General features: G+C 48.5%; 1 protein-coding gene. It reads left to right on the forward strand.

What is annotated here, in order from left to right:
• Positions 1-39: 39 nt before the first annotated feature.
• A complete protein-coding gene (locus R7035_RS25645) occupies positions 40-1,044 on the forward strand; it encodes an IS110-like element IS5075 family transposase (protein ID WP_000427614.1) in 1,005 nt (334 codons plus the stop codon).
• Positions 1,045-1,153: the final 109 nt, after the last annotated feature.

A 1,153-nucleotide genomic window follows, 5' to 3' on the forward strand; every position in this document is an offset into this window, starting at 1 on the left:
GTACTATGCTGAGGACAGGCTTTCATTCGGAGAACCATCATGGAAAACATTGCGCTTATTGGTATCGATCTGGGTAAGAACTCTTTCCATATTCATTGTCAGGATCATCGTGGGAAGGCCGTTTACCGTAAAAAATTCACCCGACCAAAGCTAATCGAATTTCTGGCGACATGCCCGGCAACAACCATCGCGATGGAAGCCTGTGGCGGTTCTCACTTTATGGCACGCAAGCTGGCAGAGTTAGGGCATTTTCCAAAGCTGATATCACCGCAATTTGTCCGCCCATTCGTTAAAAGCAACAAAAATGACTTCGTTGATGCTGAAGCTATCTGTGAAGCAGCATCACGTCCATCTATGCGTTTCGTGCAGCCCAGAACCGAATCTCAGCAGGCAATGCGAGCTCTGCATCGTGTCCGTGAATCCCTGGTTCAGGATAAGGTGAAAACAACTAATCAGATGCATGCTTTTCTGCTGGAATTTGGTATCAGCGTTCCGCGAGGTGCTGCCGTTATTAGTCGACTGAGTACCCTTCTTGAGGACAGTAGTTTGCCTCTTTATCTCAGCCAGTTACTGCTGAAATTACAACAGCATTATCACTATCTTGTTGAGCAGATTAAAGATCTGGAATCTCAGTTGAAACGAAAGTTGGACGAAGATGAGGTTGGACAGCGCTTGCTGAGTATTCCCTGCGTTGGAACGCTGACTGCCAGTACTATTTCAACTGAGATTGGCGACGGGAAGCAGTACGCCAGCAGCCGTGACTTTGCGGCGGCAACAGGGCTGGTACCCCGACAGTACAGCACGGGAGGTCGGACGACATTGTTAGGGATTAGCAAGCGGGGCAACAAAAAGATCCGAACTTTGTTGGTTCAGTGTGCCAGGGTATTCATACAAAAACTGGAACACCAGTCTGGCAAGTTGGCCGACTGGGTCAGGGAGTTGTTGTGTCGGAAAAGCAACTTTGTCGTCACCTGTGCTCTGGCAAACAAGCTGGCCAGAATAGCCTGGGCACTGACGGCGCGACAGCAAACTTACGAAGCATAAAGGCAGAAATACACCAGTTTAAACAATCATTCATCTGGTTTTGCGAATACTGATATTGATGATACTAACGGCCCACCGGCCTGTTGAGGAACCTGTAAAACGGAAAGGC

It is taken from the genome of Vibrio sp. 1731, assembly GCF_033339955.1.
GTDB lineage: Bacteria > Pseudomonadota > Gammaproteobacteria > Enterobacterales > Vibrionaceae > Vibrio > Vibrio alginolyticus.

Excerpts from the sequence above, each read along its gene's own strand:
- R7035_RS25645 (WP_000427614.1), top strand. The coding sequence starts at position 40 with ATGGAAAACATTGCGCTTATTGGTATCGATCTGGGTAAGAACTCTTTC.